This is a genomic window from Hoeflea sp. BAL378 (assembly GCF_000759435.1).
Classification (GTDB): domain Bacteria; phylum Pseudomonadota; class Alphaproteobacteria; order Rhizobiales; family Rhizobiaceae; genus Hoeflea.
In genome coordinates this window covers 1-1,368 of record NZ_JRJG01000166.1, presented here as the reverse complement: position 1 = coordinate 1,368, position 1,368 = coordinate 1, and the positions used below count along the sequence as shown (strand labels likewise).

Here is a 1,368-nt window from a genome sequence, read left to right as displayed (position 1 = left end):
CGGGCTTGAGCTGCAGGCACCAGAGACCTTCGGCGCGGGCTTCGGCGCGCAGCCGGTCGGCCAGATCGAGCCGGATGTTGTCGTGGGCGTCATAAGCGGAGCGGTCCTCCTCGAGCGGAAGCACCCTGTCCTCCACGAAGCGGGCGATGCGGCTGCGGTAGTCTTCGATGCGTGCGGAAACGGTGAGATCCATGGAAAGCTCCTAGAGCGAGGACACGAGGTGGCCGCCGTCGACGGCGATGGTGGCGCCGGTCATGTAACTGCCGGCATCGGAACAGAGAAGCAGCAGCGCTCCCTCGAGCTCCCGCGGCGTGCCGAGCCGGCGCTGCGGGATGCGCTTGATCAGCGCCATGCCGGCTTCGGACGCAAAGAACTCGCGATTGATGTCGGTCTCGATGTAACCCGGGCACAGCGCGTTGACGCGGATGCCGTGCCTGGCCCATTCTAGCGCGGTCGAGGCGGTGAGCTGCACCACGCCGGCCTTCGCCGCCGCGTAGGCGGACACCGCGCCCGCGACCCGCAGGCCGAGGATGGAGGCCACGTTGACGATCGCTCCGCCATTGCCGTCGGCGATCATCCGGCGCGCCGCTGCCTGCGCGGTCAGGAACACCCCGGTCAGGTTGGTGGCGATCTGCCGGTTCCAGTCATCAAGGCTCAGGTCGGTCGCGTTTCCGGGGACGGAGATCCCCGCGTTGTTGACAAGGATGTCGAGTCGGTCCGGAACCGCGGCGACGGCGGCGGTGACAGAGTCCGCATCGGTCACGTCAAGCTCGACCACCACTGCCCGTCCCCCATCGGCCCTGATCCTGTCGCAGGCCTCGTCGAGCGCCGACAGCCGCCGCGCGGCAAGCGCCACGGTCACGCCCTGGCGCGCCAGCATGTGCGCGAACTCCAGTCCGAGCCCGCCGGAGGCGCCGGTGACCAGCGCCGTCTTCCCCTTCAGATCATAAAACATGCGTATCCAAAACCCCTGTATCTTCCTAGAGTGCACTAGCACCGGGAAGAAATGAATACAACTACCTGTCAAACGCTTGATTGATTCATTTTCGTTTGCTAACGGTGATCCATGATGGACCGTGGATGGAGGAATTGCTTTGGCCGGAAATTATGAAACCGTGACCGTGACCGAACACGACGGCGGCAAGATCGTCCGGCTTGGCTTCGACACCAAGACCCGCGGCAATGTCATCACGCCCAAGCTTCTCGAGGAGATGCACGACGCGCTGACCGCGATCGAACGCGCCGCGCCGCGCGTGCTGATCCTCAAGGGCACGGACAAGAGCTTCAGCCGCGGGGCGGCGATCGACGACATCCGCGACATGGGCGACCCGTTCCGCGACTACATCGCCTCCGAATTCAGCCTGTTCA

At 65.1% G+C, this 1,368-nt stretch carries 2 protein-coding genes and 1 pseudogene; 1 reads left to right on the top strand and 2 read right to left on the bottom strand.

All coding sequences use genetic code 11. From position 1 onward, the window contains the following. Together LL06_RS24100 and LL06_RS24095 are read right to left on the bottom strand one after the other, a co-directional pair. Nucleotides 1-193: pseudogene (locus tag LL06_RS24100) on the bottom strand (acyl-CoA dehydrogenase); the annotation flags it as partial. Nucleotides 194-202: 9 nt separating this feature from the next. Then, nucleotides 203-955, bottom strand: a complete 753-nt coding sequence (locus LL06_RS24095; protein WP_035533104.1) for an SDR family oxidoreductase — start codon at nucleotides 953-955, stop codon at nucleotides 203-205. A gap of 160 nt (nucleotides 956-1,115) precedes the next feature. On the opposite strand from LL06_RS24095, the gene LL06_RS24090 reads away from it, so the two are divergent. Further along, nucleotides 1,116-1,368: enoyl-CoA hydratase-related protein (locus LL06_RS24090; RefSeq protein WP_161785017.1), on the top strand; the 253-nt coding region annotated here is incomplete at its 3' end.